Origin of the sequence: Thalassospira lucentensis (assembly GCF_050516545.1) — a bacterium.
GTDB lineage: Bacteria > Pseudomonadota > Alphaproteobacteria > Rhodospirillales > Thalassospiraceae > Thalassospira > Thalassospira lucentensis_C.
On the sequence record NZ_CP191544.1, the window covers coordinates 4,467,943 to 4,489,964 of the forward strand.

The 22,022-nt window shown below is 52.1% G+C and carries 25 protein-coding genes; 15 read left to right on the top strand and 10 right to left on the bottom strand.

Going from position 1 to position 22,022, the window contains the following annotated elements; all coding sequences use genetic code 11:
* Positions 1-67 precede the first annotated feature (67 nt).
* A complete protein-coding gene (locus tag ACQ0MK_RS20390) occupies positions 68-1,303 on the top strand; it encodes a phenylacetate--CoA ligase family protein (RefSeq protein ID WP_430474177.1) in 1,236 nt (411 codons plus the stop codon).
* 75 nt (positions 1,304-1,378) lie between these two features.
* On the opposite strand, the gene ACQ0MK_RS20395 is transcribed toward ACQ0MK_RS20390, so the two are convergent.
* Positions 1,379-1,708: a hypothetical protein gene (locus ACQ0MK_RS20395; RefSeq protein WP_430474178.1), complete on the bottom strand. Its 330-nt coding sequence runs from the start codon at positions 1,706-1,708 to the stop codon at positions 1,379-1,381.
* A gap of 125 nt (positions 1,709-1,833) precedes the next feature.
* The gene (locus ACQ0MK_RS20400; protein WP_430474179.1) at positions 1,834-2,619 is read right to left on the bottom strand and encodes a permease; all 786 of its coding nucleotides are present in this window, start codon (positions 2,617-2,619) and stop codon (positions 1,834-1,836) included.
* A gap of 130 nt (positions 2,620-2,749) precedes the next feature.
* Here ACQ0MK_RS20400 and ACQ0MK_RS20405 point away from each other — a divergent pair, with 130 nt between their 5' ends.
* Complete coding sequence (locus ACQ0MK_RS20405; RefSeq protein WP_430474180.1) at positions 2,750-3,958, top strand: MFS transporter; 1,209 nt, start codon at positions 2,750-2,752, stop codon at positions 3,956-3,958.
* 42 nt (positions 3,959-4,000) lie between these two features.
* Here the strand turns inward: ACQ0MK_RS20405 and ACQ0MK_RS20410 are convergent, their stop codons facing one another.
* Positions 4,001-4,171, bottom strand: a complete 171-nt coding sequence (locus ACQ0MK_RS20410) for a hypothetical protein (RefSeq protein WP_430474181.1) — start codon at positions 4,169-4,171, stop codon at positions 4,001-4,003.
* Between ACQ0MK_RS20410 and ACQ0MK_RS20415 the strand changes: the two genes are divergently transcribed.
* From ACQ0MK_RS20415 to ACQ0MK_RS20450, 8 genes are all read left to right on the top strand, one after another.
* A complete protein-coding gene (locus tag ACQ0MK_RS20415) occupies positions 4,170-7,034 on the top strand; it encodes a monovalent cation/H+ antiporter subunit A (RefSeq protein ID WP_430474182.1) in 2,865 nt (954 codons plus the stop codon). The two genes, ACQ0MK_RS20410 and ACQ0MK_RS20415, sit on opposite strands and share 2 nt — an antisense overlap.
* A gap of 1 nt (position 7,035) precedes the next feature.
* Positions 7,036-7,392 (top strand): Na+/H+ antiporter subunit C, encoded by a 357-nt coding sequence (locus ACQ0MK_RS20420; protein WP_430474183.1) that lies wholly within the window; start codon positions 7,036-7,038, stop codon positions 7,390-7,392.
* Positions 7,392-8,924, top strand: a complete 1,533-nt coding sequence (locus tag ACQ0MK_RS20425) for a monovalent cation/H+ antiporter subunit D (protein WP_430474184.1) — start codon at positions 7,392-7,394, stop codon at positions 8,922-8,924. The genes ACQ0MK_RS20420 and ACQ0MK_RS20425 overlap by 1 nt, the downstream gene beginning before the upstream one ends.
* An 18-nt stretch (positions 8,925-8,942) precedes the next feature.
* Positions 8,943-9,437 carry a Na+/H+ antiporter subunit E gene (locus ACQ0MK_RS20430; RefSeq protein WP_430474185.1) on the top strand — a complete coding sequence of 165 codons (495 nt, stop codon included), beginning with the start codon at positions 8,943-8,945 and terminating at the stop codon, positions 9,435-9,437.
* Positions 9,434-9,703 carry a K+/H+ antiporter subunit F gene (locus ACQ0MK_RS20435; RefSeq protein ID WP_350041653.1) on the top strand — a complete coding sequence of 90 codons (270 nt, stop codon included), beginning with the start codon at positions 9,434-9,436 and terminating at the stop codon, positions 9,701-9,703. The genes ACQ0MK_RS20430 and ACQ0MK_RS20435 overlap by 4 nt, the downstream gene beginning before the upstream one ends.
* Positions 9,704-9,715: 12 nt before the next feature.
* Positions 9,716-10,120, top strand: a complete 405-nt coding sequence (locus ACQ0MK_RS20440; protein WP_350041654.1) for a Na+/H+ antiporter subunit G — start codon at positions 9,716-9,718, stop codon at positions 10,118-10,120.
* A gap of 94 nt (positions 10,121-10,214) precedes the next feature.
* Positions 10,215-10,739, top strand: a complete 525-nt coding sequence (locus tag ACQ0MK_RS20445) for a GNAT family N-acetyltransferase (protein WP_430474186.1) — start codon at positions 10,215-10,217, stop codon at positions 10,737-10,739.
* A gap of 72 nt (positions 10,740-10,811) precedes the next feature.
* Complete coding sequence (locus tag ACQ0MK_RS20450; protein WP_430474187.1) at positions 10,812-11,441, top strand: ribonuclease HII; 630 nt, start codon at positions 10,812-10,814, stop codon at positions 11,439-11,441.
* Positions 11,442-11,446: 5 nt separating this feature from the next.
* Here ACQ0MK_RS20450 and ACQ0MK_RS20455 read toward each other — a convergent pair whose 3' ends face one another.
* Positions 11,447-12,229 carry an acyl-[acyl-carrier-protein] thioesterase gene (locus ACQ0MK_RS20455; protein WP_430474188.1) on the bottom strand — a complete coding sequence of 261 codons (783 nt, stop codon included), beginning with the start codon at positions 12,227-12,229 and terminating at the stop codon, positions 11,447-11,449.
* A gap of 169 nt (positions 12,230-12,398) precedes the next feature.
* Between ACQ0MK_RS20455 and ACQ0MK_RS20460 the strand changes: the two genes are divergently transcribed.
* Positions 12,399-12,992 (top strand): TetR/AcrR family transcriptional regulator, encoded by a 594-nt coding sequence (locus ACQ0MK_RS20460; RefSeq protein WP_430474189.1) that lies wholly within the window; start codon positions 12,399-12,401, stop codon positions 12,990-12,992.
* Positions 12,993-13,032: 40 nt separating this feature from the next.
* Here the strand turns inward: ACQ0MK_RS20460 and arfB are convergent, their stop codons facing one another.
* Complete coding sequence (gene arfB / locus ACQ0MK_RS20465; RefSeq protein WP_430474190.1) at positions 13,033-13,446, bottom strand: alternative ribosome rescue aminoacyl-tRNA hydrolase ArfB; 414 nt, start codon at positions 13,444-13,446, stop codon at positions 13,033-13,035.
* Positions 13,447-13,597: 151 nt separating this feature from the next.
* On the opposite strand from arfB, the gene ACQ0MK_RS20470 reads away from it, so the two are divergent.
* Complete coding sequence (locus ACQ0MK_RS20470; protein ID WP_430474191.1) at positions 13,598-13,999, top strand: YbaN family protein; 402 nt, start codon at positions 13,598-13,600, stop codon at positions 13,997-13,999.
* Between the two features lie 20 nt (positions 14,000-14,019).
* Here ACQ0MK_RS20470 and ACQ0MK_RS20475 read toward each other — a convergent pair whose 3' ends face one another.
* From ACQ0MK_RS20475 to ACQ0MK_RS20495, 5 genes are all read right to left on the bottom strand, one after another.
* A complete protein-coding gene (locus tag ACQ0MK_RS20475) occupies positions 14,020-14,403 on the bottom strand; it encodes a MerR family transcriptional regulator (protein WP_430474192.1) in 384 nt (127 codons plus the stop codon).
* A 38-nt stretch (positions 14,404-14,441) separates the two neighbouring features.
* Complete coding sequence (locus ACQ0MK_RS20480) at positions 14,442-16,064, bottom strand: ATP-binding protein (RefSeq protein ID WP_430474193.1); 1,623 nt, start codon at positions 16,062-16,064, stop codon at positions 14,442-14,444.
* A gap of 12 nt (positions 16,065-16,076) precedes the next feature.
* Positions 16,077-16,700, bottom strand: a complete 624-nt coding sequence (locus ACQ0MK_RS20485; protein ID WP_430474194.1) for a chemotaxis protein CheC — start codon at positions 16,698-16,700, stop codon at positions 16,077-16,079.
* Complete coding sequence (locus ACQ0MK_RS20490; protein ID WP_430474195.1) at positions 16,697-17,071, bottom strand: response regulator transcription factor; 375 nt, start codon at positions 17,069-17,071, stop codon at positions 16,697-16,699. The genes ACQ0MK_RS20485 and ACQ0MK_RS20490 overlap by 4 nt, the downstream gene beginning before the upstream one ends.
* Positions 17,072-17,136: 65 nt before the next feature.
* On the bottom strand, positions 17,137-19,611 hold the full coding sequence (locus ACQ0MK_RS20495; protein ID WP_430474196.1) for an EAL domain-containing protein: 2,475 nt from the start codon (positions 19,609-19,611) through the stop codon (positions 17,137-17,139).
* A 321-nt stretch (positions 19,612-19,932) separates the two neighbouring features.
* Here ACQ0MK_RS20495 and fdxA point away from each other — a divergent pair, with 321 nt between their 5' ends.
* The 3 genes from fdxA (at position 19,933) to ACQ0MK_RS20510 (ending at position 21,969) form a co-directional block, all read left to right on the top strand.
* Entirely contained in the window at positions 19,933-20,268 is a 336-nt protein-coding gene (fdxA, locus tag ACQ0MK_RS20500; RefSeq protein ID WP_350044293.1) for a ferredoxin FdxA, read from the top strand.
* A 308-nt stretch (positions 20,269-20,576) separates the two neighbouring features.
* A complete protein-coding gene (locus ACQ0MK_RS20505; RefSeq protein ID WP_022731066.1) occupies positions 20,577-21,077 on the top strand; it encodes a CarD family transcriptional regulator in 501 nt (166 codons plus the stop codon).
* 91 nt (positions 21,078-21,168) lie between these two features.
* Positions 21,169-21,969, top strand: coding sequence for a hypothetical protein (locus ACQ0MK_RS20510; protein ID WP_430474197.1), 801 nt, complete (start codon positions 21,169-21,171; stop codon positions 21,967-21,969).
* Positions 21,970-22,022: the final 53 nt, after the last annotated feature.

Sequence of the window (22,022 nt, forward strand, 5' to 3'; positions counted from 1 at the left end):
GTTAAGGTCTGTGCTTGAACGTAGAGACCTTAGTGTGTTTGGCGAGTTTGGATGAAAGACGGGCAAGATGCTTAAGACGTATTATGACGGCCGTGAAACGCGTAAACCCGCAGACCGCGAAGCAGGTTTGATGGCAGCATTGCCGCGCATTCTGCATCATGCAAAATCCAAATCAGCCGGTTACGGGCGTGTTCTTGCCGACATTGACCCGCAAACCGTCAACTCACGTGACGCATTGGCAAAATTGCCGGTCACGCGCAAATCCGATCTGATTGATGCGCAGGCCAACGAACCACCATTGGCTGGCCTGAACGCGACGCCGGTTCCGGCAATGGCCCGTCTGTTCCAAAGTCCCGGCCCGATTTACGACCCACAGGGTAAGGGCGATGATTGGTGGCGCATGGGCCGCGCGTTCTTTGCCGCTGGTTTCCGCCCTGGCGATATTGTTCATAACTGCCTGTCCTATCACCTGACGCCGGGTGGCTTTATCTTTGACAGTGGCGCACGTGCCTGTGGCTGCGTTGTTATTCCCGCAGGTGTTGGACAAAGCGAAGCACAGGTCAAAGCCATCAGCGACCTGAAACCAGCCGGTTACAGCGGAACACCATCATTCCTGAAGATCCTGATCGAAAAGGCCGAAGAACTTGGCTCGGATATCTCGTCGATCAAACGCGCCTTGATATCTGGCGAAGCATTGCCGCCAGCCTTGCGCGATTGGTTTGCCGAGCGCGATATTGAAATGCTGCAATGCTATGCCAGTGCGGATCTTGGTCTGATTGCCTATGAAAGCGATGCCAAGGGCGGCATGATCGTTGCCGAAGATATCATTCTTGAAATCGTTCGCCCCGGTACCGGGGAACCGGTTGCTGATGGTGAAGTTGGCGAAGTCGTCGTGACCACGCTGAACATGGATTATCCGCTGATCCGGTTTGCGACCGGCGATTTGTCTGCGATTGCCCAAGGACCAAGTCCCTGCGGCCGAACCAATGATCGGATCAAAGGTTGGATGGGGCGTGCGGATCAGACCACCAAGGTCAAAGGCATGTTTGTTCATCCGCAACAGGTTGCCGAAATTATCAAACGCCATCCGGCAATTGCCAAGGCCCGCCTTGTTGTCACACGTGAAAGCGATAATGACGTGATGACTTTGCTGTGCGAAGGCAATCAAGCCTCTGCTGATATCAATGCGATTGCTGAAACCATGGCCAGTGTTAGCAAGCTGCGGGGCGTGGTGGCGTTTAACCCCGCTGGCACCCTGCCAAATGACGGCAAGGTTATAGATGATCGTCGCGACCATTCTTGATTAGGCCAGCTAGTCTAACGTTTTATTCCCGCTCGGGAAACTCGTGCCGCTTGGTTTCGACCGGCGGCACTTTTTTTACAACAAACTAGCAACTTGAAGGGCAAGTCCACCAGCCAGCAGCATTCCGGCGCTGGCGACGATGATGTTCTTGGCCGATAGAGCAGAGCCGTCGCCGTGATGATGGTCATGCTCGTCGTCGTGATCTTGGCGCGTGGACTTCCGCCCTTCACGGCGAAGCCAAAGCAACCCGCCCGTCATCACAAAGGCCGCGATGTTGAGAAATAGTGTGTAGTTGATAGCAAATGCGCTGACCTCGGCAATGTTACGGCTGCTTTCGGGCATTGCGCCAAGTGCCACAAAGGCGTAATGCAGGATCAGAGCTGTTGCAACGATGCTGGCATACATGATGCCAGCTATATAAAGAGCGGTTTTCCAGCCATAATATCACGCATTTACTTTAACCAGCGGTGGGACCATCAGGTCGGAATAGATAAAACCCATGATCCCGGCAAAACTAACACCCCCGGCACTTAAAACTGTTGCCAGCGGGATGTTGCCCATCGATCCGATAAAAGTAAAGTTGCGGCAGCCACAAATGGCGCGATAAGGGCATTTTCCAAAACGATCAGGAAGGGCAGATCGGATGCACTACCTGTGCCGTCCCCGGCAAGGAATAATGTCTGCCAGAATTCTGCAGGAACAAAGACTGCGATAAATCCGGCAATCGTGAAGCCAATGAGAATTTCACGCCAGACCATTTGCCATTCCATGACAAAACGGTTCCCGACCTGCTGCCAGCCTGCTTTGGATTTTATGCGCTGCTTCCAGTCAAAATCGTCCTCTTCACTGCCGGTTTCATCATCAGCATGTCGTTTGGCCGACTTGATCATGTTCTTGGGATAGGTTAGCCGGATCAGGATGGCGGATATGCCAATCATGAGGATGCCGCCGATGATTTCAGCGGCCAGAAATTGCCAGCCAAGAAACAGGAAGATTAGAACACCCAGTTCAATCACTAGGTTGGTTGAAGCAAACATGAACGCAACGGTGGCAATGAAATGTGCGCCTTTTTGAAACAGGGATCGCGCCGCTGAAAGGGCTGCAAAAGAGCACGAGCTTGATATCGCGCCAAACAGCCCGGCAAGTGAGATGCTGCGAAAGCCACCTTGGCCCATATGTGCTGTCAGACGAGACTTGGGCACGAACACCTGAATGGCCGCACTGATCGCGTATCCAAGGACAAATGCCCAAAGCGCATTCCAGAAAAACCCAAGAGCTGTGATGACGCCGTTCGAATATTGGTCAAGGAAGTCCATCCTGTACCTTCCTGCAACTTCAGATGTCGGGATAACCACTAAACGGCTGAAAGGTCGAAGAGTTCCAAGATAGGCTTTCGTCAACATCTGTGTATGATGTGCCAAACTTCAAAAAACACCGTGGGGGAAAATGCCACGTACAGGTAAAACCTTTGCCGTTTCCATGATTACGGTTTGCCAGTTGATGGCGCTTGCCCTGTGGTTTTCGGCAACTGCGGTGTTGCCGCAACTCCGTTCTGAATTTGATATTGGTGCCTTGCAATCATCGTTGTTTACCAGTTCGGTCCTGCTTGGATTTGTTCTGGGAACAGTGGTCAGCGCGTTTTTGGGCTTAGCAGACAGGATTGAGCCACGCCGGTTTTGGGCGGTATCAGCCATCATTGCCGCAACCGCCAATATCCTGATCCTGACGGTTCCTGTCGATGGTGCCTTGGTGATTGTTCTGCGTGTGATTACCGGCGTTTGTATGGCTGGAATTTATCCCATAGGCATGAAAATGGTCGCCACATGGTCCCGCGGGGATACCGGGTTCTTAGTCGGGCTTTTGGTCGGTGCTTTGACCATGGGATCGGCCTTGCCGCATCTGTTTTCGGTTGCTGTGCCGCTTGATTGGCGCTGGGTGATTGTTGCGGCCAGTGTGTCGGCCTATGTCGCCGGTTTTGCCATTCTGTTTGTGCAATTGGGTGGGGTGCTTGGAAAATCGCCGCGTTTCGATCCAAGCATGGTTGGTAAAATCTGGGCGAACAAACCCCTGCGCCATGCCTGTTATGGCTATTTCGGGCATATGTGGGAGCTTTATGCCATGTGGGGCTGGATCGGGTTGTTCCTGTATGGAAGCTTTTCGGGGCGTTTGATTGAAAATCCGGGTATCTGGTCGGCTTTGTCGACCTTTGCCATTGTCGGGGTTGGTGCGTTTGGATCGCTTGCGGGAGGCTACTATGCAGACCGGATTGGCCGAACCACGGTCACGATTGCTGCCATGGTGGTCAGTGGGACCTGTGCCCTGATCGCCGGTGCTTTTGGCGATGCGCCAATTATGTTTCTGATTGTGATTTGTGTTGTCTGGGGCATTTCGGTTGTTGCCGATTCCGCACAGTTTTCATCCTGTGTGATCGAGTTGGCCGATCCCCATCAGGTCGGGACAGCGCTTACCCTGCAAAATGCGATTGGCTTTTTGATTGCGTTGGTATCCATCCATCTTGTACCCGTGATTGCGGATTACGCCGGTTGGTGGGGCGCATTCGCCATGTTGGCGGTTGGACCATTGTTCGGGACCATCGCAATGGTGCGTTTGCGCCTGATGCCAGAATCGATACAGCTTTCAGGTGGCAAACGTTAGTGTCACGATATATTAGGGTTTTCTACATCGGCGACCGCCATATTAGGGTTGAAAATGCAGGTGATCGTCTTCACTTGACAACAGCAAGGCGAAAAGCAGCGCCGTTTGGGTTTTCTTGACCATTTTCTGTACAAATACTACCTTCTGCCGGAATTTTCTTGCTGTCTCGCGCGGGGGCGATGCGGCGACTATCCAAAAATAAGGGTCCTTCATGAGTCTCACCCTCATTGTTTTGCTTCCCTTCATTGGGGCGGTATTGCCCGCCATAATGATCCGGGCCGGGCGTAATGCATGCGCCACGGCGACGGGTTCAGTCACGCTGTTTGCGCTGATCTTGCTGATGGCAAAGGCCCCTGCGGTCCTTGCGGGCGAGGTATTTCAGGTCAGTTACAGCTGGCTGCCGGAATTGGGTTTGAATGTAACCTTCTTCCTGGACGGGCTTGGGTTGCTGTTCGCAATGCTGATCCTTGGCATTGGTTTGCTGATTATCATCTATGCGCGGTTCTATCTTTCCAAGGACGATCCGATGGGGCGCTTCTATGTGTTCCTGCTTCTGTTTCAGGGGGCCATGGTCGGGATCGTTCTGTCTGATAACATCCTGCTGCTTCTGGTTTTCTGGGAACTGACATCGCTGTCATCGTTCCTGTTGATCGGGTATTGGAAGCATCTGCCAGAAGGCCGTCAGGGCGCGCGTATGGCGCTGGCCGTGACCGGGGCTGGTGGACTTGCAATGATTGCCGGGATGTTGATCCTGGGTGATATCGTCGGATCTTATGATTTGTCTGTGATCTTGCAGAATGCGGATCTTATTCAGGCATCCCCGATGTATCTGCCAGCATTGATCTTGATCTTGTTGGGCTGCTTTACCAAATCGGCACAATTCCCGTTCCATTTCTGGCTACCGCACGCAATGGCCGCACCGACCCCGGTTTCGGCCTATTTGCATTCCGCAACCATGGTCAAAGCCGGTATCTTTTTGATGGCGCGGATGTGGCCGGTTTTGTCGGGCACGCCGGAATGGTTCTATATCGTTGCGACGGCCGGTCTTGTGACCATGGTTCTGGGCGCATGGATTGCGATATTCAAGCACGACCTTAAAGGTCTTCTGGCCTATTCCACTGTCAGTCATCTTGGTCTTGTGACCATGTTGTTTGGTTTTGGTACGCCAATGGCGGCTGTTGCCGGGGTCTTTCACATCATCAACCATGCGACCTTTAAGGCCGCATTGTTCATGACCGCAGGCATCATCGACCATGAAACTGGAACACGCGATATTCGCCGTTTTGGCGGGTTGCTGAACCTGATGCCGATTGCCGGGACCATCGGGGTTATCTCGGCGGCGTCTATGGCCGGTATCATTCCGCTGAATGGTTTCCTGTCCAAGGAAATGATGCTGGAAGAAGCATGGCACACCGTCTGGATGGATCAGAACTGGATTGTACCGCTTCTGGCGACCATTGGTGCGGTCTTCTCGGTTGCCTATTCCCTGCGCTTTATCTTCCATGTCTGGTTCGGCAAACCGCGCGATGCCGATTTGCCGCATCATCCGCATGATCCGCCATTTGGCATGTGGGGACCGCCTGCATTCCTGACGGTTCTGGTCGTTCTGATTGGTCTGTTCCCGTCCGTTATCGCCGGTCCGCTGGTTGCTGCGACGTCGGGTGCGGTCATTGGTGGCGCATTGCCGGAATATCATCTGGCACTTTGGCATGGCCTGACACCCGCCCTTGGCATGAGTGTCATTGCCCTGATTGCTGGCGCGCTTCTTTTGATGCGCCATGGTGGGCTTATGTCAGCCACGGCAAACCTGTCGCGGCCAGATGCCAAGGCAATGTTTGATTGCGGGATTGCCAAGCTGGTCACACTCAGCCGGTTTGTTTCAAACAACCTGCATAATGGATCATTGCAGCGTTATCTGTGCATCATGATCGTTGCGGCCTTGGCCATCGGGCTGTCGGGCTTTTATGCCGAGCCGGATCATACCGCAGGCACGCGTGAACTTCTTGATGTGTCACCGACGGCTGCCATTGCATGGTTGTTGCTGGTGGTGACCTGTCTTGCGTCGGTCTTCATGCATCATAACCGTCTGCTGACCCTTCTTCTGGTCGGTGTGGTTGGTTTGATTGTCTCGCTTGGCTTTATCTATCTCTCGGCACCGGATCTTGCATTGACGCAAATCTCGGTCGAGGTGGTTACCGTCATTCTGATGTTGCTGGCCTTGAACATCCTGCCAAAAGAAACGCCAAAAGAGAGCATGCCGGGACGCAAGTTGCGTGACGGGATCGTTTCCATTGCGGCCGGACTTGGTGTTGGTGGGGCGATCTGGGCGATCATGACACGTGATCTGCCAAATTCGATTTCGGCTTATCATCTCGCCAACTCGAAAACCGAAGGTGGCGGGACCAACGTTGTTAACGTCATCCTCGTTGACTTCCGTGGCTTTGACACCTTCGGCGAGATCATTGTTCTTGGCATTGCAGCGCTTTCGATCTTTGCATTGATTGAAACAGTCACGCAGGGGGCTGCGGCCAAACGTCTTGCCAATTGGGTGGTTGATAATCGCCGGTCTGCGGACCGTCATCCGATGATGATGGTGGTTGCAACACGGGTGATGTTGCCGCTGTCATTGATGGTTGGTGTTTACATCTTCCTGCGCGGGCATAACGAACCGGGTGGCGGCTTTATCGCCGGTTTGGTCGTGTCGGTCGCACTGGTCATGCAATATATGGCATCTGGCTTTGGCTGGACCCAGAACCGCATGACGGTGAATTACCACGGCATGATTGGTCTGGGTGTGATTGCTGCGGCGATTACCGGGGTTTCTGCATGGGTTGCAGGGCTTCCGTTCCTGACCAGTGGCTTTGTCCATGTTCATCTGCCAATCGTTGGTGAGTTTGAATTGGCATCGGCCATGGGCTTTGACCTTGGCGTGTTCCTGACTGTGGTCGGGGCGGTGATGTTAGCCCTTGCCAAACTTTCGCAAGTTGAACGCATGGCAGCACATGTCGACGTCAACGTTGATCCGATGGATCACGATCCATCTGTCGCGGTTGCCACGCCAGAGAAGGAGGCCTGATATGGAATTTCTTGTAGCAAGCAGTATTGGGCTTCTGACCACATGCGGTACTTATTTGCTGCTGCGTGGGCGGACTTTCCCGGTGGTGATCGGGTTGGCCTTGCTGTCCTATGCGGTGAACGTGTTCTTGTTCGCCATGGGCCGTCTGACCATCAATATGCCGCCGATCCTGCGCGAGGGCGTTACCGAATATACCGATCCGTTGCCACAGGCACTTGTCCTGACGGCGATTGTGATTTCATTTGGTATGACGGCTTTGATTGTCGTGTTGTCGCTCCGGACATTCCTTGAAATAGGCAATGACCATGTAGACGGTCGCCCGGTTGGCGAGCCATCCGAAGCAGGAGATAAAAACTGATGGGTGACTGGATTGTTGTTCCCATAGTGCTGCCCGCCGTGATGGCCGCCCTGATCGTTCTGGCAGTGCGTCACGACATTATCTTGCAGCGCGTATTTTCAATCACGGCGACGGTGGCCCTTGTTGCGGTGACCTTGTCACTTGTGATCTTTGCCAATGGCAATGGCCCGGAAATGTACGCATTGTCCGATTGGCCAGCACCGTTTGGTATTGTTCTGGTTCTTGACCGTTTGTCGGCAATGATGGTGTTTCTGACCTCGTTGCTGGGTCTTGGTGTTGTTCTGTTTGCATCAAGCGAATGGGATCAGCGCGGCAAGCATTTCCACGCCCTGTTCCAGTTCCAGCTGATGGGGGTGAATGGTGCGTTCCTGACCGGTGACATTTTCAACCTGTTTGTCTTCTTCGAAGTCCTGTTGATCGCATCTTATGGATTAATGCTGCATGGCGCGGGTGCTGATCGTCTTAAGGCCGGGATGCAATATGTCGTCATTAACCTGACGGGTTCTGCATTGTTCCTGATCGGTGTCGGCATGATTTATTCCGTGACCGGCACGCTGAACATGGCCGATCTTGCCATTCAGGTTGCCAATGTCGCCTCGGGCGATGCGGCATTGCTGCGCGCGGGTGCCTTGATTCTGCTGTTGGTGTTCTGTGTAAAAGCAGCCCTTGTGCCGATCCATTTCTGGCTTCCGGGGACTTATGCAAATGCACCGGCACCAGTTGCGGCATTGTTTGCCATTATGACCAAGGTCGGGGCCTATTCCGTCCTGCGGCTTTATTCACTGGCCTTTGGTGATATGGCGGGCGACATGGCGTGGCTGGCACAGCCATACCTCCTTCCTGCTGCGTTGATTACGCTTGCGCTTGGAATGATCGGGGTGTTGGCGGCGAAACGTCTTAATACGTTGATTGCCTTTGCAGTGGTTGGCTCGATGGGGACTTTGTTAACGTCCATTGCGCTTTTCACACCCGAAAGCATTACCGCCGGTCTTTATTACCTGTTGCATTCGACCTTCTCGGCAGCGGCATTGTTCCTGATTGCGGATCTGGTGGTGTCACGTCGTGGGCAATATGGCGACAGTCTGAATACCGCACCAACCTTCCATCAATCGGGATTCCTTGCCGTTCTGTTCTTTGTCGGTGCAATCGGTATGGCCGGGATGCCGCCACTCAGTGGCTTTATCGGCAAATTGCTGATCCTTGATGCCGCACGTGACAGCGATGCGATGGTCTGGATTTGGGCGATTATTCTGGTGACGTCCTTGATGTGTATTATCGGCTTTGGCCGGGCGGGCAGTGTTCTGTTCTGGAAAAGCGCATCCGTTGAGGGCGAGATCACGGTTGATGGCGCCAAATGGCCGGTTCTGCCAATCATTGCCGCATGTGGCATGTTGGGCGCACTGGTTGTGTTAACCGCATTTGGTGGTCCGGTAACGGATTACCTTAACGGTGTCGCGGCACAGATATTTGACACATCAGGCTACATCGAAGCCGTGCTGGGCGATAACGCCTTGGCACAGATTGGCCAGTAAGGGGAGAGGACAAGGATCATGATGATGAAACGTTATCTACCCCATCCGCTTCTAACCCTGGCGTTGTTGATTGTCTGGGTGTTTCTGGTCAATGAAATCTCGGCCGGTGCGGTTGTCTTTGGTCTTATCTTGGCTGTTATCATTCCGTTGATTACGGCCAGTTTCTGGCCAGCCCGTCCAAAGGTTCGCAATGCTTATGCGATCTGTGAATACGGGCTTGTGGTGCTTTGGGATATTCTGGTCGCCAATGTGATTGTTGCGGGTTTGATCCTGTTTCGGAAAACCGAAAGTCTGGAGTCAAAATGTGTTGTTGTGCCGCTTGATCTGACCTCGCCCGAGGCGATCACGACCCTTGCCGGTACAATCACGATGACACCGGGCACCGTGACGATTGATCTGAGTGCCGATGCCAAAAGCCTGCTGGTTCATTGCCTGCACGCGCCAGATCCACAGGGCGTGATCGATGACATCAAGGATCGCTACGAACGCCGTCTGAAGGAGATTTTCGAATGATCGAATATGCACTGAATTTCGGCTTCGTCTGTGTCGGGCTGGCATTGCTTATGAACCTGTGGCGTCTCACCAGTGGGCCAACCACGGCAGATCGTGTTTTGGCGGTCGATACCATGGCGATTAACGCAATCGCACTTTTGGTGCTTTACGGTATCGGGCAGAGTACGGCGATGTATTTCGAAGGTGCACTTTTGTTTGCCATGTTTGGTTTTGTTTCCACTGTTGCCTATTGCAAGTTCATCTTGCGCGGCGACATCATCGAATAGGGGAGCGATAAGATGCCGTTTATTGTTGAACTCATCATTTCGCTTCTGATCGTGATTGGCGGAGCATTCTTGCTGATCGGGTCATTCGGGATGATCAAACTCAAAGATCTTTTGCCACGCCTGCACGCACCGACCAAGGCAAGTACCGTCGGGCTTGGCGGTATTCTGATTGCATCGATGCTGTATTTCTGGATCGAACGCGGGCATTTCACCATTCATGAATTGCTGATCACGCTGTTTATCTTCCTGACAGCGCCGATCACGGCAAACCTGATTGCCAAGGCCTATATGCTGCTGAATGTCGATCCGAATACGGAACTGCCACCCAGCAAGCAGAATGAAGGTTGGGCAACTTTTGATCCAATCGGGCCTGAGGGCTATGACCCCAGCGAAGAATATAAGGAAAAGGAATCCTGATCCTTTGGATGGGTTTCCGATATCAAAACGGCACCGGTTTTCCGGTGCCGTTTTTGTTAGGATAGAAATCAGCCAGTTTATGTCGGGTTTGGTCATGAATTTTAAAACAGAACGCCTGATCTTACGTCCACGCACGATGGATGATTTGGACGCCTGTCTGGCTATGGACAAAGCACCGGGCGTGGTTGATTTCATCATAGGCCCGTGGCAAGACCCAAACGCACATGAAGCCTTTGTCAAAAGGCGGATCAATCAGGATTACGGTGTCGGATTAGGTTATTGGTCGATCTTTGCCAAACAGAGGCCGGATCATTTCATCGGCTGGATCCTTTTGATCCCGGAAGACGGCGTTGGCCCGGATATTGAAATCGGCTGGCGATTGCATCCTGATCACTGGGGGAAAGGTTTCGCATTTGAAGCCGCCCGTTCTCTGCTTGATCATGCCTTTGCCCAAATGGAGCTTCCTTGCATTATTGCTGCGATTGATCCGCGCAATGAACCGTCAAAGAAACTTGCCGAACGTCTTGGGATGGTGTGCGGCGTAAGCCGCGATGGTTACGCCTTTTACCAAATGAACGGCGATGACTATCAGCGGATTTGGGGGAACGGCGCAAAGTGATATTGATTGCGCCATTGTCTGGTACAGGCGCGCTTGCTATGACGATGGGAAGAGGGAGAAAGAGCTAAATCCATGCCAGATTTCACCATCGAAGATCAGTATCGCGGACGCATTGCCGGAATCGACGAGGTTGGCCGTGGACCGCTTGCCGGGCCCGTGGTTGCTGCCGCCGTCATTTTGCCGCGCGATGACCGATTGCCGTCGATATTGCTCGCAGAGCTAAATGATTCCAAAAAGCTGTCAGCGAAAAAACGCGACCGCCTTTTTGACGTGATCATGGGCTGTGCCGAGGTTGGAATTGGTGCGGCATCTGTGCGTGAAATTGATCAGATCAACATTTTACAGGCGACCTATGTTGCCATGCGCCGGGCGGTTGATCGATTGGCACAAGTTCCTGATCAGGCCTTGGTCGATGGCAATCGTGATCCGGGTTTGCCCTGTGCTGTACAAACGGTGGTGAAGGGCGATAGCAAATCGCTTTCAATTGCGGCTGCTTCCATCGTTGCCAAGGTTGTCCGGGACCGTGCCATGACACGGTTGGCCGTACGCTATCCCTTCTTTGATTGGGAAGGTAATGTGGGCTATGGGGTTAAAAAGCACATGGCCGGTCTTGGCGACGTTGGGCCAACCCCGCATCACCGTAAAAGCTTTAAGCCAATCGCAGAATTGTTTGCCGCGATGATGGATGGGCGTCAGGCCTAGTTCGCTTAAGCAAGTGCAACCGGGTTGCGTGGTTCGATATGGGCGCGCACCAAATCAGTCCCGTCTTCTTCGCGCCTTATCGCTGCATAGCCGTTGATATGGCGGATTTCAACCCGTTGATGAACCCGGCATTCGGTGCGGAACTGGATATCGAGACTGTCGGGATGGAAATCGGGACGGTTGTTGGGGCCGGCAACGCCAAGAACCCACTGCATCAGCCGGACATTATTGACATGCCCATATAGATCAAGATCGGATGGCCGCGCCTTGATCGTGTCGCAGGCAGGCAAGGGATCGTTGGTAAAAGCAGGACGCAATGGTGGCTCGATCAATTTTGGGCCCGGTGGGTTGGGCAGGCGTTTTGAAATCCAGTCAGGCCATTGGGCTGCACGGCGTTCACGCAGATCAAACATCACCCAATAGCTTTGCGCTACACCAATGACGTCCCCCTTGCTGTTGATCAGGCGGAAATCACGGGTGGCGACCCGGCGTGATACGCCCGATGGCCAAGTTTCAACCAGAATGTCTTCACCATTGCCCGGATAGTCCCGAATGTGAATGACCATCCGCGCCAACACCCACGCAATCCCTTGATCAACTGTGTCGTCATAGGCCAGTTTCAGGATGCGTGCACCCCAACCCGCCGCATCCTGCATATAATCGGCAAGGGCGGGCAGCATGACCTTCCCATTGTCACCGATCTCTGAATAGCGCACGCGATAGGTTCCCTTCCAACCGCAATTGGTCGGAAGTTCTGCTGTGGCGATATGGTTCCAGTCAATGGTCATAAGGGTGCCTTGTGGGTTGATCGGTCTTTGCGGTTCGGCGTTTGTGTTTGGGTGCTTCTTGGTGCGTTACATATTCATAGATCGATTATGTTCGTTCAATATGATGGACGTGCTAATCTAATCGTCATGCTGACTTTGGGGTGAATAAAAGCCGGAGTGATGGGGGATCATGACAACGCGAACATACACCAAAACCAAACGTGCGACCAAGGAACAGGAAACGCATCAAAAGATCATTGATGCGGCCATTGGATTATATGGTTCAGTTGGACCGGCAGGGACCACGATCAGTGCCGTTGCAACAAATGCATCCGTACAGCGGTTGACGGTCTATCGTCATTTTCCCAAAGAAGCTGATCTTATAGCTGGTGCTTTGGCCGAATGGTTTGAGGCCAACCCGATGCCGGGGCCGAATGATTGGCGCGATGAAGTCAGCATGGAAAACTGGCCCATCGCGATACTCAGCATGCTGTATGGTTATTACAGTGAAACAAGCGTGCTCTGGCGGGGGTTGTTGGCGGATCGCGGTAAATTTGATGAGTTGGATAAGTTTCTGGATTTGGCGGATGCGCATTTGACGGCGATGCAAGACGATATGACGCGGTCCTTGCCAACGGCGCGGCGCAACAATGCGCTATGTCAGGCTGTGGTGCGCCATTCGGTACAATTTTCCACGTGGCAGAGTTTTTCAGACAGTCAACTTGATACCGTTGAAATTGCCGCCTTGATGGAAGACTGGGTGCAAAAATGCCCGCTTGGCTAGGCCTTTAGCGGGTTGATGGCGGGGCATAAATGACCGGCCATTAGATCGGTTTTTGACGCATCTTTTTTGTGTCGCCGCGCTTTTTCTTGGAATCTACGCGTTTGCGTTTGGCCGACAGGCTGGGGCGGGTTTTGACCCGGTATTTCTTACGCTCTGCCGCCTTACGTAACAGGGCCATAAGACGTTCGATAGCGTCCTGTTTATTGCGTTCCTGAGTGCGGTGGCGCTGGGCGTCAAAAATGATCTCGCCGTCATTGGTCAATCGGCTTCCCGACAGTTCCCGAAGCCGGTTGCGTACGCGTAAAGGCAGCTCCGTCAGATCGTCAATCCGGACACGCATCTGGACGGCACTGGACACCTTGTTTACGTTCTGACCACCCGGACCGGATGCGCGGACGAACTGAAAGTTCAGATGGCGTTCATCCAGATATAGGCCGTTTTCGATCTCAAGCATGGGCAACCGCGAAGAATTTCAGGATGTTATGGGCAGGGTAAGATAGCTGAGCATAATGGTCGGCTATTGATTGAATTTCGAAATGTCTGCGCCTACATTACAGGCGTCTAACCTGTCAGGGGCGGGACGAGCTGTAAACAGGAAATCAACGGTGCGCTTTTCGCATATTTATCTTGTCCTTGGATGGCTTTCAGTCGGGCTTGGCGTAATCGGTATTTTCTTGCCGCTTCTGCCAACCACGCCTTTTATGTTACTGGCAGCCTGGTTGTTTGCCAAAGGATCGCCAAGACTGCATGACTGGATTTGCAATCACCCGCAGTTTGGCGCGTCCATCCGCCAATGGAATGACCATGGTGTGATCAACCGCCGCGCCAAAATTTTGGCAATGGTGGCGTTTTTGGTTGTGATTGCAGCATCACTGGTTTTTGTCGAAAACCGTTGGGTCGTCATGATCCAGCTGCTGGTGGCGATCCCGGTAAGCTGTTTTATCCTGTCGCGCCCATCTGTTGCCCGCGTGCCCAAAGTCACGGCTTCTGTAAGTTCCAAGCAGTAACCGGTTCGGGATTGGGTGCGTCACCCGGTCTTTTTGCGACCCAGTTCGCTTTGACAGGTTTCTTCCAGCTTATCGAGTTCATCAAGTGTCGCGTCAATGTCTTCGCGCTGTTTGCGTAAGGTATCGCGGCGTTCATTGATCTTATCAACAAGGGTGGTCAGCTGGGTGACTTCGCTTCGATCGCCATCATAAAGATCAAGCAGATCGTGAATTTCCTTTAATGAAAAGCCCAGACGTTTGCCGCGCATGATCAGGCGCAAACGCACCCGGTCGCGCTGACTATAGATGCGGGTTTGGCCTTGTCGGTCAGGGGAAATTAATTCCTGATCTTCGTAAAACCGGATGGTTCGGGTGGTGACTTCGAACTCGCGGGCAAGGTCGGTTATAGAGTAGCTGTCATTCATGGTGGCACAATCATCTTTACGCTTACGTAAACTGAAAGCTACATGCTTTCAGACGCCACCACAATCGGCAATTCCTTGGGAAGTTCAACGCAGAAAGTGCTGCCTTCGTCGGGAACGCTGGTGACATTTAATGTCCCGCCGTGGCGGTCCGTGATCTTTTTACAGATCGCAAGACCAATGCCTGTTCCGGCATAATCGCCATAGCCATGCAGACGTTTGAAAATTTCAAAGATTGTCTCGTGATACTGGGGATCAATGCCAATGCCATTATCACTGACAAAAATCTTATGGCTGCCGGGTGCTTCCGTTGCGGATATGTGAACCCGTCCTGTTTGCGGGTCGCTATATTTCAAACCGTTTGAAACCAGGTTCTGGAATAAAAGCAGCAATTGACTAGCATCGCCCATGACGGATGGCAGGGATGCTTCGCGGATAATATTGCCCGCGGGCGCTGATCCGGCACGTTTGAAGTTTGTTACAATCGCATCAAACAGATCATCAAGCGAGACAAGATGAAACGGTTTGCCGTGGCGCCCGACCCGCGACAAGGTCAGCAAATCATCAATCATGCGCTGCATGCGCTGTGTGCCATCGACGGCATAATGAATGAATTCATCGGCTGTGTCGTCAAGCTTGCCTTGATAGCGCCGTGCAATAAGCTGGGTATAGCTTGAAACCATGCGCAGTGGTTCTTGCAAGTCATGGGACGCTGCATAGGCAAACTGTTCAAGTTCGCTGTTGGAGCGTTCCAGCTCGGCCATGGTGCGTTGAATTTCCATCTCGTGACGTTTGCGCTGGGAAATATCACGCAACGTAATGATGTAATGATAACGCTGATCTGCAGAAAAATGACTGATCGCGACTTCGAGCGGCACGTTGCGACCACTTAACGTACAGGCCAAAACTTCGATCACGCCGGTGCCAAGGTCGGTTAACAGGCGAGAGGGCAGGGGCGGAGATATCGGGCAGTGGGCGCTGTCTGGCAATAAAAACCGGATGATATTGCGCAGTTCAGGGTCACCATCAGGACCGCAAAGCTCCTGTGCGCGGGAATTAAGCGGTTCGATATGGCCATCGTCTGATGCAACCAGAATGGCATCAATCGTGTTTTGTAAAATCGCCCTTTTTCGATCTTCGCTGCGTTTCGATTGGGTGACAAGATCTGCAAGTTCGGAGGCCTGTTGACGGAGTAAGCGGTCACGTTGAACCGCAAGTGTCACATCGCGAATGATCAAGGAACAAAGAGTTTCGTTGCTTTTGGTTTTGATCGGATTGATGCGAATGGACTGCTCCATCCGATCAAAGCTTGTCGCAAATTGTGGGAGTGGTCGTAAGGGAAGAGCCCCTTGATTCAGGGACGGTGATATCACCGCTGGCATGCCAAATTTCAGGCAATCTTCAATTGCAAGATTAAGGCGGCCAAGGCGGGTTTCGGGAAATACTTCATGAAGTGGTTTGCCCAATACCTGATCGGAAGGAAGCCCGGAACGGCTTTGAATCCATTGGTTCCAATGACAAATTGTCCTGTCCGGGGCCAGTGCAACCAGTCCGGTATCGGCAGTATCAAGTAACGCTGCAAACAGTTCGGCAGCATTCCCATCACGATCAAGATCGAATGATGGTTTGGTTTTCTTGGAGTTTGTCGGCGACGATTTGTTCATTCACCTCACCAATTAGCCAAACGAATTGGCCAGAAAACGACGCACCAGTTCACGCAGCAACTGAATGGAATCAAGATCCATGACAAACAGGACATAGCCATCAATATCATTATGACGCAGCATGAATTGGACATGCAGGATCATAAGAAGCGGTTTCTTGGCATCAGAGGCGGCACTGTCATCGACATCAAGAAGTGATCGGCTTTCGCGTTTACGGAAAGACGGCATGGAACAGTTGATCGGTTCGCCCAGCACGTTGGAGATGCTGCCAAGGCAGGCATTCAAAATGATATTGCCGACCTCCATCAGGGCTTCCTGTTCAAGGTCGGTCAGTGTGTTAAGCGGGACATCAACCTTAAGCAGGCTTCGGACAAGTTCAAGGCTGCGTTCTTCGGGGAAGACCAGCATGGCTTCGCCTTTGAACGGCCCGTCAAAACTCTGGCTGACGGCCGATACGATCTCGGTCGGCGCCTTAGCAAGGTCGGTGTCGGAAAAATGTTCGACAAAGGTAATGCGTGGTACCGTTAATTCGACCGGTTGTTCGACCATTTCAGAAAGCGACGCCGCAGCCCGCCCGACACCGATATTGATCAGTTCACTAATTGTGTCGTGCTCAAGTTCGGTCAGATCGATCATTTCCCGGCTTCCTGGGCGGTAATGAAATCACGAATTTTTTCTTCGGTCGGGGGTTTGGCTATAAATTCAAGACCAAGGCTTTCGGCCTTTTTCTGAATTTCTGTCTGAATGTTGGCTGTTAAGAGCGCGATTACGACATCGGGAAAATGCCCGCGCAGCTTTTCACCCAGTTCAAGGCCGTTCATGCCGGGCATGTTGAAGTCCAAAAACAGGTAATCATAGGTTTTGGCTTCGACCATTTCCAATGCCTTGGTGGCATCTTCAGCCTCATCAATTTGCCAATCGGTAAAATTGCTGGAGATGAATGCGCGTACCAAGAGCCGGGCAAACTTGCTGTCATCGACGAGCAGAACGGAACGTTGTGGGGACATAATGTCTTCTCAGATAATCTGTTCTAGGGTGTCGCGGAGCTGCGTCGAAAGAATTGTTTCGATAATTATAGCCTAGTATCGGTCGTCGCGGAAAGGCGTAGGATATGATGAACGATTTCGGCAGGCGGCAGGGGCGTTGCAATCAGGAAGCCTTGGGCTTCATCACAGTCGCTTTCGCGCAGGAAATCCATCTGTTCTGTGGTTTCGACACCTTCGGCGACGACTTTAAGTCCAAGATTGTGACCCATTGCAATGATGGTCCGGGTGATTGCAGCATCGTCGCTGTCAATTGTAACGTCACGGACAAAAGAACGGTCAATTTTGATGGAATTGATCGGCAAACGCTTCAAATAGGCAAGTGACGAATAGCCGGTACCAAAGTCGTCAACCGCAATCTGCAAACCCAGATGGCGCAATTCATCGAGAATGGCAGCCGATTTTTTAATATCCTGCATCATCACTGTTTCGGTGATTTCAAGCACTATACGTGCCGCTGGCGTTCCCGTGTCGCTCAGGATTCTTGAAATGGTTTCCGTGATCCGACCTTCGATAAGCTGGCGCGGTGACAGGTTGATGGCAATTGGCAGAGGGGAAATGGACTGTTCATCCCATAGAGCAATCTGACGGCAGACTTCCATGATCACCCATTCGCCGATCTTACCGATCAGGCCGGTTTCTTCGGCGACAGGAATGAATTGCATCGGGGATATGTACCCACGTCCAGGCTGTTTCCAGCGAATGAGGGCCTCAAGACCGCAAATCCGATTGGTACGAAGGTCGACCTTGGGTTGGTAATGCAATTCAAATTGATTGTGAGCCAAGGCTTCGCGAAGATCGTTTTCGATCACAAGCCGCGCCATCGCACTTTCGTTCATGGTCTTGGTAAAGTAGTGATAAGTGCCACCACCACTTGATTTTGCACTATACATTGCTGTGTCAGCATTGCGCATCAATGCCGGGAAATCTTGCCCGTCTGACGGATAAAGTGCGATCCCGATCGATGGGGTGACAAACAGCACCCGACCCTTGATGTCAAAGGCAGGTGCCAGTGCGTCCAGAACAGCCTGTGAAAGAATTGCAGCATCCTGCGTTTCTTTCAGGTCCGGGATGATAATCAGAAATTCGTCTCCGCCCAGACGGCCAACAACTTCCTGACGGCCGATTACTTTTTGCAGACGTCCGCCGACAGCTTTCAGCAATAGATCGCCAACATCGTGGCCCAGGCTGTCGTTAATCACCTTAAACCGATCAAGATCAATAAACAGAACTGCCGTCGCACCGCTGCGTTTACTTGCATTGTCCTGATGTGACTGAAGTGCTTTTGAAAGGCTTAATTCCAACATGCTGCGATTGGGCAGGTTAGTTAGGGCATCATGATTGGCCATATAGACCAATTGTTCTTCGTAGCGTTTCTGAACCGTGATGTCGTTTAGCACTGCGGTCATTAAAGGGGTCGTGGCATCCGGGATCATGCGCAATGCAATCGACACATCAATTTCGGTCTGATCCGCACGGATTAGCGGTAAGGTGATGCGCTTTTCTACGACATCGTTTTGTGATGCGTGGGCGAAAAGTTCTTCAAGGCTGTGCTCAAAAAGGGGGATTGCACGCGGCATGATGAACTCGTGCAAAGTCCGGCCTTGCGGCGTTTCATCGCGCATCAACCCTAAAAGCTGTTTGCTCGCAGCATTATATTCAATGACGCGTCCAGTTGGAGTGATGGTCAAAATGCCATCCGCGACGTTTTGAACAATCGCATTCAGTTGGCTTTCGCGGTCCCGGACCTGTTGTTCGGTCGAACGCAATTTGACCAGTGTCGTCGAAATACGGTCAATCAACCCGCGGGTGGTATGAAGGATCATGCCCAGTTCATCTTGGGCATGCTTGTTTGGAATGTCGATGGCTTTGGGATCGGGGTTCTGTGGGTCGACTTTACGCAAAAGTGTAGAAATACGGAGAAGGGGTTTGGTCAGGGTCGTATAGAAAAACGCGACCAGAACAAATCCAAGCAAAAGGTTGCGCAAAATACCCGATGTTAGAATGCGGGTTGCGCGGTTTAAAAAGCCAACAGCGATCAGATCGGTATCGACTTTCACACTTAGATGCCCCACCAAGTCATTAGAACTTCCAGTTTGCAGTGGAATTTCATATTCCTGATTCTCACCAAACATGATTTTGGTCAGAAAAGTACGGTTGGAGCTGCTGGGCTGTTGTGACGTTCGGGCAAGGATATTGTTGAAATTGTCCCGTAAGACGGCTTCATAGACCGGTTCATATTCAAAAAGACCGGAAATCACACGGGCGGCCAAAGTCTCATCAAGGCCATAAGCAGCCTGCGTCGCGGATTCGCGCAAAGTTGCCAAAACCTGTTTTACCGTGCGGTCAATCTGGGTTTGTTCTTCGCGTAAATCCCAAGCGATCTGAATGGCGCTAAACAGAAGGCCAATCAACAAGGTGATCGCAACCGCAATCCTTGCCTGTTTTACAGACAGGCGGTCACGCCACTTAAGCCGTTGCTGATCAAGGCTTTTATCAGGCACTCGGAACCCCAAAAATCCAATATCCCCAACTTGGTTAAAGCAGACTATGGCTTTGTTTCGCTAAAAGCAATTATCCGAGACGTCTCAGAACTGGAAAAAGACAAAGAAATCTGTATGGTCTGCGCTGCTTTGAGGCGTTATCGATTGCAATGTCAATGCTGTGACGCTGCATCGCATCAAAAAAGATATACTACGTAAAAAAGTGGGGTTTTATTGGAGTTGCACACAACGGCTGTGCGTGATAACCCAATCCCCAGAGAGAGAACAAGGCCGAAAGCGGGTGCAGCCGCAATCTGGCCCAGCAACCTGTGGAGTTACACCATGACCTATGTGGTGACGGAAAACTGCATCAAGTGTAAGTATCAGGACTGCGTCGAGGTTTGCCCCGTCGATTGCTTCTATGAAGGTGAAAACTTCCTGGTCATTCACCCTGATGAATGCATCGATTGCGGTGTGTGCGAACCGGAATGCCCTGCTGAGGCTATTATTCCCGATACAGAGCCGAATCTGGACAATTGGTTGGAAATCAATCGTAAGTTCGCTGAAACTTGGCCCAATATCACCCGTAAAGGCGATGCGCCAGCCGATGCGGACGAGTGGAATGGTAAAACCGGCAAGACCGAAATGCTGAGTGAAGCACCGGGTGCTGGCGATTAATTGTCGGACTAACCCCCGAGATTTATATGATTTTTAACCCGCTGGGGCTCACCAGCGGGTTAAACGCATGGCTGCATTGAACCGCGATTATTGAAAAAATCTGTGAACCAGTGGCGTGTTGTGTTATTGTAGACAACTCGCGTTAAGGGCTCGACAGGCTCGCTCCGAATTGCCGGATCTCCGTTATATTTAATTCCTGTCTGAACCGCGGCTTCGCCAAAAGCTTGGTCGTGTGCAGCTCTTCGCGTCACTGGGTCTATATTGTTACAGTTGAATGACCAGGTCTGAATGGGCCGGAAGGATGCTTGATGTCGGATAAGTTGCCCTTTACTGTTGGCGATTACGTTGTTTACCCCGCGCACGGTGTTGGCTGTGTCGACGGCCTGGAAACCCAGGAAATCGCGGGTCAGGAATTGCGCCTTTATGTAATTACCTTTGAATCCAGCCGCATGACTTTGCGTGTGCCGGTCAACAAGGTGGGCAACTCCGGTCTGCGGAAACTCTCCTCGAAAAAGCAGATGGATTCTGCGCTGATCACCCTTAAAGGTCGCGCACGTGTCAAACGCACCATGTGGTCGCGTCGTGCCCAGGAATATGAAGCAAAAATCAATTCCGGCGATCCTGTTTCGATTGCAGAAGTTGTGCGCGATCTTCATCGCAGCGCCACGCAGCCAGAACAGTCTTTCTCCGAACGTCAGATTTACGAAGCTGCCTTTGAACGTCTTGTTGACGAATTGGCCGCGATCGAAAAAATCGACAAGGACAAAGCATCTGGCAAATTGGAAAAGCTTTTGTACAAAGCTGCCTGATTGACTACGTCAGCTATACAACTATTTATAAAAACCGGCCCACAAGGTATCCTTGGGCCGGTTTTATTTTTGTTTTAGGCAGGTTACAGCGATGAGTGCAGTTCTGGCGCCGATAAAGCCGGCCGAGAGAATCTGGGTTGTCGGCGCGATCAATGGCGATCATGGCGCGTTATGCGCCGTCCATCGAAAGCTTGCCGAACGGATCAAGCCGGGCGACAGGCTTGTCTATCTCGGGAACTATTGGGGGGATGGTACAGGCGAAGATGTCATTGCGACAATCAATGAGCTTCTGCTGTTCCGTCGCTATTTCATCGCGCAAGAGGGTATTGATATCTCTGATATCATTTTCCTGCGTGGGGCTGCCGAAGAAATGTTGTCAAAATTACAGCAACTTCAATTTGCGCCGAATCCGGGTGAAGTTTTTGACTGGATGCTGACACGCGGGATTGCGGGTACCGCCCGTGCTTATGGTTTTGATCCCGTACATGTGCAATCTACCATGCGTCAGGGGGCGCATGCGATTTCACAATGGACGTCGCTTTTTGCCGATGCCTTGCGTCGGCATAGCGGTCATTCGGCCCTTATCTCTGATCTTAAACATGCCGCCTATTCCACAGATGGTCAGTTGATCTTTGTCCATGCAGGATTGGATGGATCGCGTCCTCTCACGGGCCAGACGGATACGTTTTGGTGGGGTGGCTCGATGTTTGAGGCAATTACAGAGCGATATTACGATTGTGCGCGCATTATTCGCGGAGCTTCGCCGGGGCAAGCTGGGTTGCAGGAACGCGAATTTACCCTTTCCATCGATGGTGGTGCAGGGCGCGGCGGGAGCCTGATGGCGTTCGGCATTGATGGCAATGGAAAAATCACCGACCAGATCACCAGCTAACCATCTAACGATAGCTCCGAGATTTGTGATTGGAATAGAAAGAGGCAGCATGG